Raw genomic sequence first — 14,812 nt, forward strand, 5'->3', positions numbered from 1 at the left:
CATGCAGGGTGCAGCAGACAAGATTCGGAAAACGCGTATTTCCTATAAAACAATGAAAAAAATTCACGGCCTCGTCTTTGTGCTGCCATGGATAATCGGGTTCGTGTTGTTTTTCGTCACGCCGCTTGTGAATACAATCAAATACTCCTTCCATGAAGTCGGCGTGGCGGATGCGGGCGGGATGGTGCTTCACTTCGTCGGCCTTCAAAATTATAAGGACCTTTTTAATGTCGAAGTTTCGAGTCAAAGCCAGACTTTTTTAAGAGTGTTTTCGGACGAAAACATGAACATTTTCATCAATACTCCTGTCATCGTCATTTTCAGCTTGTTCTGCGCGATTCTGATCAACGTTAATTTCAAAGGACGAGGGTTAGCGAGGGTCATCTTCTTCCTTCCTATCGTTCTGGGGCTTAAGGTTGTCGTCGATTTGATCATGGTTACAACGGGCGGGGACGTCGCCGACGCGGTCGTGAACAGCAATTTCGACAGCGAGATGCTGATCGACTTTTTGCGGGAGTACACTTTTCTTCCGAGAGACGTAACGTTTTTTATTTCGGATCTGGCGGCGAATATATTCATGCTGCTTTCGCAGACCGGCGTTCAAACGCTCATTTTTCTTGCCGGACTGCAGTCGATCAATCATTCTCTTTACGAGGTGGCGAAAATCGAAGGGGCGAACAGCTATGAAATTTTTTGGAAAATTACGCTGCCGCTTGTGGGCAATATTTCGCTGTTCGCGCTCGTCTACACGTTCGTCGATATGTTTCTCAAATCTTCGATTTCCACCGAGATCTACTATTTCGCCTTCAATAAAAACAATATCGGCGCAGGCTCCGCGTTATCGGTGGTCTACCTCGTCAACGTGTTGGTCGATTTGCTTTTACTGCTGTTAATCATGAACCGGGTGGTGAAGCTCAGCCATGCTGCAAAGTGAAACGCGAACAAGAAAACAGATCACCGCTTATCACGTCAAGGCGCTGTTCCGAAAAATTATTTTCGGCTATGTCTTTTATTCGCTCATTATCGGGTTAGGGTTCGCTATTTTATATCCCTTGATCAAGCTGATTCCTTTTGTGTTCAACAACCTGGAGGATCTCGGCAATCCCGATGTCATCTGGGTGCCGATCGATCTATCCGTGGACAGCTTCAGGGCCGCCATCAGGCTCGTGTACGGCAACGGAGTCCCTATGCTGCAATCCGTCGCTTATGCGGCTGTGATTGCCGTAATCCAAATTTTTATGTGCGCCATCGCGGGCTATTCGCTCGGCAGGGTCAATTTCTGGGGAAGAAACCTCGTCATGTTTCTCGTCATCGTAACCTTCGTTGTCCCGCCGCAGTCGCTTTTGATTTCGCAATATTTAAGCTTCAAGCATTTTGACGTTTTTGGGCTCATTTCGGCCATCAATGGCAGCACAATCGACTTGATCAATCAGCCTTATACATTGTACGTGATCGCCTTATTGGGATTCGGGGTTAAGCAGAGTATGTTTGTGTTTATTTTCCGGCAATTTTTTAAAGGGCTTCCGAAGGAGCTGGAGGAAGCGGCTTACATCGACGGCTGCGGCTTTTATAAAACGTTTTTCAAAATCGGCCTGCCTAACGCGCTGCCGGCGATCATGACGGTCGGCATTCTCGCGTTCGTATGGAACTACGGAGACACGTATTATACCGGATACTTTCATCCGGACGGTCCGTACTTAAGCATCAAGCTTACGACGACGTTCGCCCCCGCGAACGTGAACAACATTTTGTACGCGGTTCGTACGTGGTACGACGCGCCCGGCGCTACGACTTTCGCTTTCGACTCTGTCAAGCAAGCGGCGGCTTTGATTTTCCTTCTGCCGCTGCTTATCATTTATTTCTTTGCGCAGAGACGGATCGTCGAAAATCTGGAGCAATCCGGCATTGTCGGATAAGCGCGGTTCACCATCAACCATGAAATGAGAGGCGAACGACTATGAATACTTTAACCGCTGTCCAGAAGCAATCCATCATCGGATATGATCATAAAAGCTTTTTCATTCATGGGAAGCGAGTGTTTTTGAGCAGCGCCGCCATTCATTACTTTCGGATGCCGAAGGAGGAGTGGAGAGAGGTTCTCGTCAAAGCGAAGCTGGCGGGGATGAACTGCGTCGATACGTACTTCGCTTGGAACGTTCACGAACCGAACGAAGGGGAGTGGCATTTCGAAGGCGACGCGGATTGCGGAGCCTTCCTGGACTTATGCGCCGAGCTCGGTCTATGGGTCATCGCAAGGCCTGGTCCTTTCATCTGCGCGGAATGGGACTTCGGCGGCTTTCCTTGGTGGCTGGGCAAGAAACAGGGGATCCGCTTCCGGGAATATAACGAGGTGTACTTGAAATACGTGGATTTGTATTTCGACCGGATCGCGGCGATCGTCCGAACGCGCCAAATCACCTCCGGCGGCTCTGTTATCCTGGTCCAAGTGGAGAACGAATACGGGTATTTGGGAAGCGACGAGCAGGGCCGGGCGTACTTAGAGCACCTTCGGGACGGTCTGCTCTCGCGTGGCATCGACGTGCCGCTTATTACTTGCGTCGGCGGCGTGGAAGGGGCAATCGAAGGCGCGAACTTTTGGAGCGGGGCGGACCATCATTACGCGCAGCTCGCTCAGAAGCAGCCGGATACCCCGAAGGTCGTGACCGAGTTTTGGACCGGCTGGTTCGAGCATTGGGGAGCGCCGGCCGCGACCCAGAAGACACCGCAGCTTTACGAGAAACGGATGTTTGAGATCGCTCAAGCGGGCTTCTCCGGGATCAGCCATTACATGTTTTTCGGAGGCACGAATTTTGCGGGGTACGGCGGAAGAACGGTCGGGGCGAGCGACATTTTTATGGTCACCTCCTACGACTATGACGCCCCGCTGAACGAATACGGAAGAACGACTCCGAAATATTTCACCGCGAAGCGGTTTTCGTATTTCATTCGCGCGGTCGAGCCGTTCCTGCTCGCATCGGAACCGCTGGACGCAGCCGGTATACGGGTGACCGGCGGTTTGAAGGTGCGCGGCCGTCGGCTTCAGGATCAAACGCTGTTATTCGTTGAAAGCGCGAAGCAAGAAAGAGAAACGTTCCATTTGACGATGGAAAACGGCAAAACAATACCCGTTATCGTCAATCCAGGGGAAATCGTTCCGGTGTTGGTGGCCGTCGAGATTAGCGAAGGCGTTCGTTTCACCTGTAATACGAGCATCGGATGCAATGAAATCGTGGACGGAATCCGGACTCTGATCGTCTATGCCAAGGACGGGCAGCGTTCGCTTGTGGAGCTGGAAGCCGATGAGGAAATTCGGATGACAGGCGAACGTCCGCTGCTTGCAACGCAGGGTTCGAACGGGAGATCGCTCTCCTTCGACTTTTATCATTTCAAAGAGCCCCAGCGCGTGGAGCTCGCGATTGGCGGGGAGCCGCTGCGCATAATCGTGCTCAGCGCGGAAGAGATGGACCGGACTTGGCGCGTCGGCGAAGGGCAGTGGTTATTCGGCAGCGGCGATGTGAGCCTGATGCCTGGCAGCGATGGACAGTACCGCGTATTCGCCAGTGAGACGGTAGGGAGCCTGCCGCAGCCCCCGGCGCTGAAGTCTTGGTCAAGCGCGACGATGGAGCTTGCTTCGCTTCAGGGGGTTTCGATGGAGCAGCCGCAGGATTTCTCCAGCTTCTCGCAGCCGTTCGGCTATTTGCTGTACAGCAGCAAGATCGAGCGGGAATTTGAGGGCTGGACAACACTGATTCTGCCGAAGCTTCAAGACACCGCCCGCGTTTATGTTAATGGCGCTGAGGCGGCTTTAATTCGCGAGGTGGGCTCTGCGTCCTTGAAGATTCGCCTTCACAAGGGCGAGAACCGTCTGCAGCTGCTTGTTCAAAACATGGGCCGGTTAAACTTCTCCCCTTACCTGGGCGAAGCCAAAGGGTTGTTCGAAACGGGGTACTTGGACGGCTCGGCACTGGATTTGCGCAAAGGATGGGAGACAGCGGAAAAAACGGTGGTGCACTTGGATCAAGCTGGGCATGTCGAAGGAAATCCGGTCCTGTCGCGTTCGTTCCGAATCGAAGGGAAGGACCGGGCGGCTCTTGTAGGCGCCATTGCCGCTCCGCTGCGCATTAACGGAGCGGAGGTGCCGCTGGAAGGCTATCAAAATTGGTTCGCGAACCAGTCCGTCGATATTTCCGCATTCGTCCGCGAAGGAGACAATCTAATCGAAATGCCGTACGTCAAAGCGCCGATTCAGCGACTGGAGCTTCTCGCGTACCGCGCCGCAGACGCGATTCCGGCGTGGAGCATGGCAAGCGTGGATGATGGAAGGCCGAACGCCGATTCAGCCGGCCATTCCGGGATAGGAGCGCCGGCATGGCATACTTGCGAGTTCGCAAGTCCAACTCTGCCGGGGGCTGTTCATGCGAAACTGAAGCTAAGGCTGACGGGGATGAGCAAAGGAACGATATGGCTCAACGGCATCAATCTCGGAAGATATTGGCAAATTGGACCGCAAGAGGATTATAAAGTGCCTATGGCGTGGCTGAAGGAAAATAATGTCCTTGTCCTGTTCGACGAAGAAGGGCGTTCGCCGGAACAGGTGCGGCTGCTCTTCGACGAGCAGTCCGGCCGGGTGTGGGCGCATAAGCAGAATTTCATTTCAAACGAGTTGGGGAGGAGCGGGACGGATGCCGATTTATAATGCCGCCTCAGATACGTCGAATCCCCGCAAGGGACACCGCCTTGCGGATATTGCCGCGCATGACCCGTTCGTGCTGCCTTATCGTCATAACGAAACGTACTACCTCTATACGACGGGCATTCCGAGATTTACGGATTTACCGCGCTGCGGCGTTCTTTTCTATAAAAGCAAGGACTTGCTCGACTGGGAGGGGCCGTTCGTCGCGTTCACCGTGCCGGACGGAACTTGGGCCCATCCGCAGCACGGCACATGGGCGCCGGAGGTGCATGCGTACAAAGGCAAATATTATTTATTCGTTACGCTGCATAACCGGGACCGGGTATTTGCCGAGCCGCCCGCGGTCTGGCATACGAATCACCTTCGGGGAACGAGCATCGCGGTTGCCGATACGCCGGAAGGACCGTTCGAGCTGATCAAGCCGGATGCCCCCGTTCCGCCGGAGTCGTTCATGACGCTGGACGGAACCTTGTACATCGACGAAAACGAGCGGCCATGGATGGTTTATTGCCATGAATGGCTGCAGGTTATCGACGGAACGTTCGAAGCGATTCCGTTGAAGGACGATTTGTCGGAGGCGGACGGCGAGCCGATCCATCTGTTCAAAGCGTCCGACGGGCCTTGGATTAACGGCGAACGTACACCCGGCGTCGAGCCGTCCGTTTACGTATCCGACGGCTGCCAGCTGTACCGAACCCGAGGCGGCCGCTTGATTATGTTATGGTCCAGCTATAATAAAGAAGGCTACTTGCAGACGATGGCGCGGTCATTGTCGGGCCGGCTAGAGGGGCCTTGGGAACAGCTGGAGCCGCTCGTGTACGGTGACAGCGGTCACGGGATGCTGTTCCAGACGTTTGAAGGCTTGTGGATGCTGATTCTCCATCAGCCGTTCAAGACTCCGGATTCAAGGGCAAAAATCTATGAAATGGAAGAGACTGAGGACGGATTCAAAGTTGTGCGGGCCCGGGTCGATTTGCACGGTTAAGATGAGTGAAACCCATTACATTTATGGCGAAGTTTGATATACTTTTTGATAGATGATGTAATATTTTATCGAAAGCTGGGAGTGTGCCGCGTGAAGCAAGTGACGATCTACGATATAGCGAAAGAGGCCAATGTCTCCGTAGCGACCGTATCCCGGGTGCTCAACAATACGGCGCCGGTCAAGGATAGCACGCGATCGAAGATCATGCGGCTGATCGATCAGTACCAGTTCCAACCGAATGCGTTAGCGCGCGGCTTGTCGAAGAAGGAGACGGGGACGATCGGGGTTATTCTTCCCGATGTGACGAATCCGTTCTTCCCGGAAGTATTCAGCGGCATCGAGCGCATGGCGCGCGACATGGGGTATACCTTCTTCCTGTGCGATACGCTCGGTGACTATGAACGGGAATCGCAATACCTCAACATTCTAAGGGAGAAACAGGTGGACGGCATTATTTTCCTTGGCGGCCGCATTAACTTATCGAGGTGCAAGCCCGAGCTTGCCGAGGAAGTTGTTGAGACGGCCAACCGTATTCCGCTTGTGCTGGTTAACGGCAACCTGCCCGGCACATCTCTCTATCGTGTCATTACGAATGAGACTAAAGGGGCGGAAATCGCGACGCAGTATTTGATCGATTCCGGACACCGGGACATCGCTTTTATCGCAGGGAACGATAATATGTCGACGACAGCGCAGAAGGTCAAAGCGTTCAAGCGGGTCATGGCCTGCAATGGACTTTCCGTGCCTAGCGCCAGAGTGCTGTACGGGGATTTTTCGATGGCGTCCGGCGAGCGTCTGATGAAGCGGATCCTATCTGAAGAAGAACGTCCGACGGCCGTATTTTGCGTAAACGATTTTACGGCGGTCGGCGCGCTGAAAGCGGCCATGAAAGCAGGAGTCAACGTCCCGAACGATATTTCGATTGTCGGCTTCGATGACATTCCGTTAGCGTCGGCGATCTACCCGGAATTGACGACCGTCAAGCAGCAGATGGACCAATTGGGCTCTACCGCGGTACAAGTGCTGCATAGGCTCATCATGAAGGAAAAGGTGAAGAAGCTGACGGTCATTGAGCCGGAGCTAGTCGTGAGGGAAAGTACGACGCCAATTGGCGCAACGCAATCAAGCATTCCGATATAAAGGAAAGAAACGTCACCGTTTTAGGGTGACGTTTTTTTGATGTACAGGTCATGCTTCAGCCAGCAGTCCATCCATGCTGCTTTTTAAGTTTTTTACCAAGGATAGAGGAACTTGGATAGACTAAGCCGAATCAATCAGTAAATACATTTCGTCGGTTAAGGATGTTCGGATATATGAAAAGCGATAATAACAGCCACTTGGCGCAGAGCGGTATGGAAGATCGGGAACGATATTTCATAGTTGGCCGCGAGAAGGAACTGGCGCACTTTCAAACGCTGCTGACGGATATCGCAGAGCAGGGCAGTGCGCATTTTCTGCACGTATACGGGACGGGAGGCGTAGGGAAAAGCACCTTCCTTCGGTTATGCAAATCGCTTGCCGCACAGGAAGGCGCATGCTTTGTCCACTTGGAAAGCCGCGACTTCGTCCATACGGAGCAAGGGATCACGGATGCTTTGCTCCGGCAATTGCGGGAAGAGATCCCGCGGGAGGAGTTTCAACGCGGAGAAGAGCGCGCGATGTCGGATAGGGAGCGTTGTACGGCGGCTATCGGCCGAATCGCGCATCGGAGGCCGGTCGTCATCGCCTTCGACACGTTCGAGGAAATGCAGGATATGGAGACTTGGCTGCGTGAGCGATTGTTCCCGATGCTGCCGCCGCGCACGATCGTATTAATGGCCGGCCGTCATCCGCTGAAGGGCAGCTGGCAGTTGTCGGCTGTCTGGCGGGAACGTCTCCTTCAAATACCGATGAAGCATTTGGATAAGGGAGATTGCCGGGAATATTTGCGCCGCTGCGGCATAACGGAGGACGTCTCGGTGGAGCACGTCTGGCGGTTGTCCAAAGGACATCCTTTAACATTGTCGCTGGCTGCGGCAGCGGAGAGCTACCAGGAGGATGAAGACTTTGCGGCCGGTACGGATTGGTTCGAAGAGGTGGCCGCTTTATGGCTGAAGGAGGTGCCGGACGGCCAGCTGCGCACCGTGGTCGAAGCGGCATGCGTATTGAGGCATTTCAATCAGGAGCTTTTGTCCTACGTGCTTGAAGAAGAGGTGGCGGCAGATGTCTTCGACCGGCTGACTCAGCTTTCCTTCGTGCGTAAATCGGAGAGGGGCTGGCAGCTCCACGATTTAATGCGGGAGACGACCTGCGCGCGTCTGAAAGAACGTACCCCGGGGCGCTACAAGCGGCTGTGCGAGCGCAGCGCGGCGTATTACGCGGATGCGATACTGGCTGCGGCAGGGCGGCGAAGCTCAGCGTGGGAATACGCCGAATTTTTCCGTTATGTCGGGGCTTCCGTGCTCCGGGCGTTGACGGATGACGCGGCGAAAGGCTCCTATTATTGGGAGACGATCACGGAGACGTCTCTGGCGGAAGCCAAGCGTTACATCGAAATGAGACAAAAATGGCCGGAGCCGGTCGCGGGTGTCGGCATTGATCCCGTAACCGGCGCGCAATTTCGAATCGAGTACTCGATTGAAGAGATTCGCTACAACGTCGCGCTGCTGGACATCGAGGCGATCTATCGGCTTGAGCCGACCGCGATCAAGCTGCTGCGGGATTCGCAAAGCGGCGTGCATGGCATCGCGGTGTTTATACCAATCCATGCCGGCACGCTGTCTTTTATGGAGAAGGATCCGATCAGCAGACCGTTCTTTGCGAGTCTTTCGGCGGAGGAGAAACAGCGGCTCATGACACCCCGTGAGCAGCCCGAGGGTTGGTTTATGCGGGTAATGGACTTTTCGGATGTTATGAATCCGGATATGCGCAGCGAAGTCATTAATCTGATGAACGCGTATTTTTGTTCGGGAGGCATTGTCGTCTGCTCGCCGTACCCGTCGGGAATCAGCCGTGAAGCCTATCCGGGCTTCGGGTTCAGCGTCGTTGCCGGCGCCGCGCATTACCATTATGACGGCAAAACCGAAGCGCCGACCTATGCGCTGGATACGAGAGGGGACAAGCTTCGGTCATTTCTGGAGGGGATGTTCCGCAAAGCCGGATTGGAATGGCAGGCGCCGCAGGCAGAGCCGGCGGCCGACATTTCCGAAGGAAAAGCGGAACGCCGCGCCGCCATTATGAAAAAGCTGACGAAACGCGAGCAGCAAGTGGCGGAGCTGGTGCTTGCAGGCTATTCGAATCTCGAGGCGGCTCAATCCCTATACGTCAGCGAAGTAACGGTTAAAAAGCATCTGATGGCCATTTATACCAAGCTCAATATTCATTCGCGCATGCAGCTGGCGGGGATGCTGCACGGGGACTGACCCGGTCGCAGCCCTGCCCAGTCAGCCCTTTCATGTCGGCTCTAGCCTAGCGGCGTCTACTCAGAGGTGTCAATCGAAGGCGTCTATCGGGATCGTCTATCGAAGGCGTCTAATTGAGGCGTCTATCGGAGCGACACGGTTACGCGTATGCCGCCTTTCGGGCTTAGTGTCAGCAGCGATTCCGGGAGCACTTCCGGGTGGCCGGGCGTATGCCGCAGTTGGAACCGCTGGCCAATCGCCGCCAAGATGATGACCATCTCGAGCATAGCGAAATGGTTGCCGATGCAAGAACGGGGCCCGGCGCCAAACGGGAAGTAGGCCAGCATCGGTATCTTTTTGACATAGTCATTCTCGAACCGCTCCGGGCGGAAAACATGCGGATCCTCAAAGTAAGCGCTGCTCATATGAAGCGGGTAAGGAGAGATCATGAAGGATTCGCCCTTGCGGACGCGCAGATCTCCGATCATGACGTCGGCTGTAGCCGTGCGGCCCGTCACGTATCCGGCGGGACGAAGGCGAAGCGTTTCCCACAGCACATTTTGCGTAAAGGGTAGAGAGCTGTAGTCGTCGGCAGTCGGCGTTTTTCCTTTCAGCACGCAAGCCCATTCCTCCGTAAGCTTCTCCTCGACATGCGGATGACGCATGATGTAATCGAAGGCGAAGGCGAGTGTATTGGCGGTTGTCTCATGACCGGCCAAGAAAATCGCCATTAGCTCGTCGCGGAGCTGCGCGTCGTCCATCCCCGTCCCATCCGTCTCGTCTACGGCGGCCATCAGCCCCTCCAGCAGGTCGGCTTTAGGCGAGTCTTTCTGTTTTCTCCGTTCCGCGATCACCTCGTACACGATCTCGTTGAGCGTTTCAATCGCATTTGTATAAGCTCGGTTTTGCTTGGTAGGGATTAGCAGGGGAAGCCGGATCAAAGCGCGGAGCTTCTCCGTAGCAATCCGGTTGATGACTTCATAGGCGCGGCCGATGCGGTCGAGACGGTCGCGGCTGTCAAAGCTGAACATCGTTTGGGCGATGATGTCGAACGTGATGCCGAATAAATCCTCCGTAAGCTCTCGTGTCGTCCCATGCTTCCACTGCTGCAAATGCTCATCCGTAATGGTCCCCATTTTTTCCGCGTAATGCTGGATATGTCCCCTTGTAAACCGGGGCTGCATAATTCTGCGCTGCCTCTTGTGCAGCTCCCCGTCGCTCAACACCAGCCCCTCGCCGGTAAACCGCTTGATTTCGCCGAAGGTGGCGCTTTTGATGAACAAATCCGCCTTTGTTACCATGACTTCCTTCAGAAGCTCCGGATCGAATATGGCATGGAACCGTTTGGGACCGAGCCGGAATATCGAGCGGTCGCCGTATTGCTTATGCAGCTTCAGGAAGAAGCCAAGCGCATCGTCCCGGAATTCCTTCAGAGACCCTCCGATTATCGTCGTGTTGATGTAAGCGGCATTGGAGTCGCTTTGAATAGGTTGCGGCATGTATTTCTACCTCCTGTATCTGTGTTGCATCAGATTTGCAGCTTCATTATGACACGGAGGAAGAGGGGGAGATATTATCCGAAAGGATGCGAAATCTTCTACTTTTGGATAATACCGAATTTTCCTTATCTTGGTTATAATGTGGACGATAGTCATGCAGTAATCGTTCTATACGGTCATATTGGGAGGGAAATCATGACTTCGTCCATTGAAATGCAGCTAAATCCGTATCCCTGGTACGCGCAAATGCAAGCTGCGAACCCGGTCGTGTTCAGTCCATCGCACGACGCCTATCTCGTTTTCGGTTATGAGGAAGTGCGGCAGGTGTTTCGGGATTATCAAACCTTTTCTTCAGCCGTCTATCACGGCCTGTCCGAAAAATTGGCGGACGCGTTCGAGAATCAGCTGCAAGGCATCGATCCGCCGCGCCACACGAAGCTCCGCGCGCTCGTCAGTCATGCTTTTACTCAACGGGAAATCGCCGAGCTGGAACCCAATTTTCGCGCGATAGCGGAACAACTGGCGGATGAGATGATGAAGAGACAAGATCCGGATTTCGTACGGGACTTCGCCGTTCCGTATCCGATCGCGGTCATCGCGGAGATGATCGGCATTCCGGAGGAAGACCTGGAACGCTTCAAGTATTGGTCGGATGTCATCGTCGAAATTTCTCACCGGCTGCTGACGGGTGCCGAGGAGTTGCCGGAGCACGGAAATATTTTTCTTGAGATGAGCTCGTATTTCGAAGCGTTAATTGTAGAGCGGCGGCGCAACCCGAAAAACGATCTCGCATCAAGACTGGCCGTAGCGGAGATTGAAGGCGCGCGGCTGTCTGATTTCGATGCTGCGAACTTTTGCTTGATTTTGCTCGTTGCCGGCAATGAGACGACGACGAATTTGCTGGCCAATGCGGTTCGAACCTTCGCCGAACACCCCGATCAATGGCAGCTGCTCCGCAGCAACCCTTCGCTGGTTCCTCAGGCCATTGAAGAAGTGCTGCGATTCCGCGCTCCCGTTCAGCTCATGATGCGCGTCGCCACACAGGATGCCGTCGTCGGCGGGACGACAATCGAAGCCGGCAAGCGGGTCATTCTTTTTATGGGCGCGGCAAACCGCGATCCCAAAAAATTCGACGACCCCGATACGTTCACGATTACGCGTACAGCGAGTCCGCATACTTCATTCGGACACGGCATACATACATGTCTCGGCGCTCCGCTGGCGCGGCTTGAAAGCGCAATCGCACTGGAGGTGCTGCTGCAGCGGGTCGAGCAGATTCGAATTGCGCCAACGGGAGATGCGCTTCAGCCGCTAACGGCTTTTAATCTGCTAGGCCTGAAGCGGCTTGCGCTAGATTTCAGCAACGGCTAGTCGCCGGTCATTGTGCGGCTGTCCCAAACGTCAACACGTTGTGTTGGCGTTTTTTAGCGTGCAGCGCATGTGTGTGTGGTGAAAGTGGCAGGAGTTTGTACGAAAAATCGTACAAAGTAGCTCGTTTGCGAGGGGTATGGTGGGAACTTGTACGAAAAATCGTACAAAGGAGGGGAGTAGGCGGGACGTGAGGGGAGTTTGTACGAAAAATCGTACAAAGTAGCTCGTTTGCGAGGGGAATGACAGGATTTTGTACGAAAAATCGTACAAAGGAGCTCGTCTGCGAGGGAAATGACAGGATTTTGAACGAAAAATCGTACAAAAGGGTGCGAGTGTAAGGAAAGTGACGGGAATTTGTACGAAAAATCGTACAAAGGAGCTCGTCTGCAAGGGAAGTGGCAGGATTTTGTACGAAAAATCGTACAAAGGAGGGCGAGTAAGCGGGACGTGAGGGGATTTTGTAAGAAAAATCGTACAAAGGAGCTCGTCTGCGAGGGAAATGACAGGATTTTGTACGAAAAATCGTACAAAGAGGCTCTTACACGGGGTAATTGGCGGGAAATTGTACGTAAAATCGTACAAAGTAGCTCGTTTGCGAGGGGGACGGTGGGAACTTGTACGAAAAATCGTACAAAGGAGCTTGTATGCGAGGGAAGTGGGGGAGTTTGCACGAAAATCGTACAAAGGGCAGGTGAAGGGGGGCAACGACGGTTTGTAAGATAGTTGACACATGAGAGAGTGAGAGAATGTAGATGGGGGGGCCGTACAAATAAGTGTGGTGGTAGGAAAGTAGTATGAGAGGCGGGTATTTACGGCATTTACCTGCTGGTTCCATAGAGTCGTGTGTAAAATCGTACAAAAGTGTGCAGTTGAGAAGGAGTAGACGAAAGGTTTGTAAGCTAGATCTTGCATGAGAGAAAGTGAGTGGGGTAGAAGTAGAAATAGAAGTAGAAGTAGAAGTAGATGGGAGGATCGTACAAATAAGTGTGGCTGCAGGAAAGTAGAGTGAGAGACAGGTATTTACCAACTGGTTCCATAGAGTAGTACAAAAGGGTGCAGCAGGAGGAAAGTGGCGGGAATTTGTACGAAGAATCGTACAAAGTAGGGCATATGAGGCGTAGGACAGGACAGTTTGTACGAAATAATCGTACAAAAGGGGGCAAGTAGGAGGGACGTGTGGGGAGTTTGAACGAAATATCGTACAAAAGGGGGCGAGTAGGAGGAAAGTGGCGGGAATTTATAAGAAAAATCGTACACAGTAGGGCATATGAGTGGTAGGACAGGGGAGTTTGAACGAAATATTGTACAAAAGGGTGCGAGCAGGAGGGAAGTGGCAGAATTTTGTACGAAAAATCGTACAAAGTAGGGTATATGAGGCGTAGGACTGGGCAGTTTGTACGAAATATCGTACAAAAGGGGACGAGTAGGAGGAAAGTGGCGGGAATTTGTATGAAAAATCGTACAAAGGAGCTCGTCTGCGAGACAAGTGGCGGGAATTTGTACGAAAAATCGTACAAAGTAGGGCATATGAGGCGTAGGACTGGGCAGTTTGTACGAAATATCGTACAAAAGGGCGGGAGTTTGTACTAAATATCGTACAAAAAAAACGGTTGAGAAGGAGAGCGCAAAAGAGCATACGCCGAGGGACGTACCTATATTGGTACGGGCATATAGCAGAAGAGGGCGTGCATCAGTACACATACATCAGGGTACAGGCACCACATCGAGAAGGAGAACGAGATAGAGCAGCGGGGTACGTACGGGCGCAGAACGAGAAGCAAGCATACAGAGAGACGTGACCCACAAAGAGATGCGAACATGCAGAGAGACGCGACCCACAGAGAGATGCGAACATGCAGAGAGACCCGAACCATAGAGTGATGCGAACATACAGCGTAGCCCCTGCCGCTACGCTTTCATCTGGCGGCGGTAGGTTTTGGGCGTCACGCCTGTCAGCTTTTTAAAGCTTTCATAGAAGTGGCGCATGCCTTGAAAGCCGCAGCGGAGCGCGATGGTCTCGATCGTATCATCCGATGAAAGCAGCAGCTCCTTCGCACCGGCAAGCCGTTTGGCATTGACGTAATCGGTGACGTTCATGCCGGTCAGCTGCTTAAACACTCGGGAAAAGTGGCTGGCGCTGACGCATGCCTTCTCCGCTAGTTCCGCAAGTCCGCCACACCCGACGGGGTCGCGGTCGATCTCCCGCAGCGCATGCTGAATCCACTTCGGCGCAAACCCGGTTACGGGGGAGACCGTGTCTTTCATAAACGGATGCCTGGACAGCTCAAGCAGCACTTGCTGCAATTGAAGCCATAACGCTTGGCGATAGCCCGGTGCCTGCTCGATTGCTTCGTTCCGCATATTCTGGATTGCCGCTTCGATCCGCAATCTCGCTTGTTCGGTCAACGCAACCTTATAATGTTTCAGCCTATGCGCGATTTCGAAGCATTTAAGCGGCTGATAGCCATCGATCGGCGAGACGGCTTGCACAAGCGACGGCGCGAAAAAGACGGCAGTCGAAACGACGGGTCCGTCGGATGATGGAAACGCGCGGTGGATCGTATTCCCGGGGATCAGGAATAAATCGCCGGGGCCTTTCTCGTACAGGGTGTGATCGATAAAAAAAGTTCCTTTCCCCTCGTGGATATACACGATTTCGTACAAGTCATGCAAATGATCGGGCAGTTCATTCTCCGTATGGCGAATTCCCCTATAGACCATCTCGAACGGAAACGCCGGATCTAGCGAAAATGGTTTGCGGATAGGCTGCATGCGGTCAGTCCCCCCCAGAGTTGACGAGCTTGAGCTTCATATCAAAAATGGACATAAAAATGCTATAGTTTGATATTTCTATTCCCAATTATAAGTGTAAAATCATTATTAT

At 53.3% G+C, this 14,812-nt stretch carries 9 protein-coding genes; 7 read left to right on the top strand and 2 right to left on the bottom strand.

Features of this window, described 5'->3' with window-relative positions; genetic code table 11:
- Window position 1 precedes the first annotated feature (1 nt).
- From D3P08_RS06340 to D3P08_RS06365, 6 genes are all read left to right on the top strand, one after another.
- Window positions 2-934, top strand: a complete 933-nt coding sequence (locus tag D3P08_RS06340; protein WP_119598622.1) for a carbohydrate ABC transporter permease — start codon at window positions 2-4, stop codon at window positions 932-934.
- On the top strand, window positions 921-1,916 hold the full coding sequence (locus D3P08_RS06345) for a carbohydrate ABC transporter permease (RefSeq protein WP_119598623.1): 996 nt from the start codon (window positions 921-923) through the stop codon (window positions 1,914-1,916). The genes D3P08_RS06340 and D3P08_RS06345 overlap by 14 nt, the downstream gene beginning before the upstream one ends.
- 41 nt (window positions 1,917-1,957) lie before the next feature.
- Window positions 1,958-4,696, top strand: coding sequence for a beta-galactosidase (locus tag D3P08_RS06350; protein WP_119598624.1), 2,739 nt, complete (start codon window positions 1,958-1,960; stop codon window positions 4,694-4,696).
- A complete protein-coding gene (locus tag D3P08_RS06355) occupies window positions 4,683-5,678 on the top strand; it encodes a glycoside hydrolase family 43 protein (RefSeq protein WP_119598625.1) in 996 nt (331 codons plus the stop codon). Before D3P08_RS06350 ends, D3P08_RS06355 begins: the two co-directional genes overlap by 14 nt.
- A 90-nt stretch (window positions 5,679-5,768) precedes the next feature.
- Window positions 5,769-6,818, top strand: coding sequence for a LacI family DNA-binding transcriptional regulator (locus D3P08_RS06360; protein ID WP_119598626.1), 1,050 nt, complete (start codon window positions 5,769-5,771; stop codon window positions 6,816-6,818).
- Between the two features lie 173 nt (window positions 6,819-6,991).
- Window positions 6,992-9,079 carry a helix-turn-helix transcriptional regulator gene (locus tag D3P08_RS06365; protein ID WP_119598627.1) on the top strand — a complete coding sequence of 696 codons (2,088 nt, stop codon included), beginning with the start codon at window positions 6,992-6,994 and terminating at the stop codon, window positions 9,077-9,079.
- Between the two features lie 122 nt (window positions 9,080-9,201).
- Here the strand turns inward: D3P08_RS06365 and D3P08_RS06370 are convergent, their stop codons facing one another.
- Entirely contained in the window at window positions 9,202-10,557 is a 1,356-nt protein-coding gene (locus tag D3P08_RS06370; RefSeq protein WP_119598628.1) for a cytochrome P450, read from the bottom strand.
- A 195-nt stretch (window positions 10,558-10,752) separates the two neighbouring features.
- On the opposite strand from D3P08_RS06370, the gene D3P08_RS06375 reads away from it, so the two are divergent.
- A complete protein-coding gene (locus tag D3P08_RS06375) occupies window positions 10,753-11,928 on the top strand; it encodes a cytochrome P450 (protein ID WP_119598629.1) in 1,176 nt (391 codons plus the stop codon).
- A gap of 1,908 nt (window positions 11,929-13,836) precedes the next feature.
- On the opposite strand, the gene D3P08_RS06390 is transcribed toward D3P08_RS06375, so the two are convergent.
- Window positions 13,837-14,700, bottom strand: coding sequence for an AraC family transcriptional regulator (locus D3P08_RS06390; RefSeq protein ID WP_119598632.1), 864 nt, complete (start codon window positions 14,698-14,700; stop codon window positions 13,837-13,839).
- Window positions 14,701-14,812 lie beyond the last annotated feature (112 nt).

The sequence above is a fragment of the Paenibacillus nanensis genome, assembly GCF_003583765.1.
In the GTDB taxonomy this organism is placed as follows: domain Bacteria; phylum Bacillota; class Bacilli; order Paenibacillales; family Paenibacillaceae; genus Pristimantibacillus; species Pristimantibacillus nanensis.

What these genes read in the sequence shown, in the direction of transcription:
- D3P08_RS06340 (WP_119598622.1), top strand. Translation starts at nt 2, where the DNA reads ATGCAGGGTGCAGCAGACAAGATTCGGAAAACGCGTATTTCCTATAAA.
- D3P08_RS06345 (WP_119598623.1), top strand. Translation starts at nt 921, where the DNA reads ATGCTGCAAAGTGAAACGCGAACAAGAAAACAGATCACCGCTTATCAC.
- D3P08_RS06350 (WP_119598624.1), top strand. Translation starts at nt 1,958, where the DNA reads ATGAATACTTTAACCGCTGTCCAGAAGCAATCCATCATCGGATATGAT.
- D3P08_RS06355 (WP_119598625.1), top strand. Translation starts at nt 4,683, where the DNA reads ATGCCGATTTATAATGCCGCCTCAGATACGTCGAATCCCCGCAAGGGA.
- D3P08_RS06365 (WP_119598627.1), top strand. Translation starts at nt 6,992, where the DNA reads ATGAAAAGCGATAATAACAGCCACTTGGCGCAGAGCGGTATGGAAGAT.
- D3P08_RS06370 (WP_119598628.1), bottom strand. Translation starts at nt 10,557, where the DNA reads ATGCCGCAACCTATTCAAAGCGACTCCAATGCCGCTTACATCAACACG.
- D3P08_RS06375 (WP_119598629.1), top strand. Translation starts at nt 10,753, where the DNA reads ATGACTTCGTCCATTGAAATGCAGCTAAATCCGTATCCCTGGTACGCG.
- D3P08_RS06390 (WP_119598632.1), bottom strand. Translation starts at nt 14,700, where the DNA reads ATGCAGCCTATCCGCAAACCATTTTCGCTAGATCCGGCGTTTCCGTTC.